This is a genomic window from Haloarcula sp. Atlit-7R, from assembly GCF_003666065.1.
Lineage (GTDB): Archaea > Halobacteriota > Halobacteria > Halobacteriales > Haloarculaceae > Haloarcula > Haloarcula taiwanensis.
Window position 1 is genome coordinate 1 of record NZ_QXIK01000121.1, and the last position, 437, is coordinate 437.

The window sequence follows — 437 nt, forward strand, 5'->3', positions numbered from 1 at the left end:
TATCACTCGTTTTCTGTATCACTGTTCCTTTCTTCGATTTCCTTTTTTATTTCTTCACGTGTTTTCCCGTGCCAAGGTTTGTACTCATCGTCAACATCGGCCCACTCGGTCATGTATTTGAGACCTTCCTCAGTGATCTCGTACTTGCCTCGGTCAACCTTTCTAACCAGCCCACCCGCTTGAAGTGAGTTTAGCCTGTTTCCGACTCCCTCACGTGACCGGTCGATATTTTCTGCGATGATTGACGGAGTAAGAGTTAAATTAGTACCCAATACGTTGATGATTTCCTTGTCCATCTCGGTGAGCCAATCCGGATGCCCAGTGTCATTCTCCATGTTTCCATTGATGAGATGTCTCGGTTTAAAACCCAATCACCCATTAGTCCCAACCAAAACAAAGTTGCTAAGTAAGGGTTGCTTAACAGAGATTGCTAATTA

1 protein-coding gene is annotated in these 437 nt (G+C 44.4%); it reads right to left on the reverse strand.

The genetic code is table 11. The features are described 5' to 3' along the window. Nucleotides 1-2: 2 nt before the first annotated feature. Entirely contained in the window at nucleotides 3-335 is a 333-nt protein-coding gene (locus D3D01_RS22940; RefSeq protein ID WP_199725646.1) for a hypothetical protein, read from the reverse strand. Between the last annotated feature and the right edge of the window lie 102 nt (nucleotides 336-437).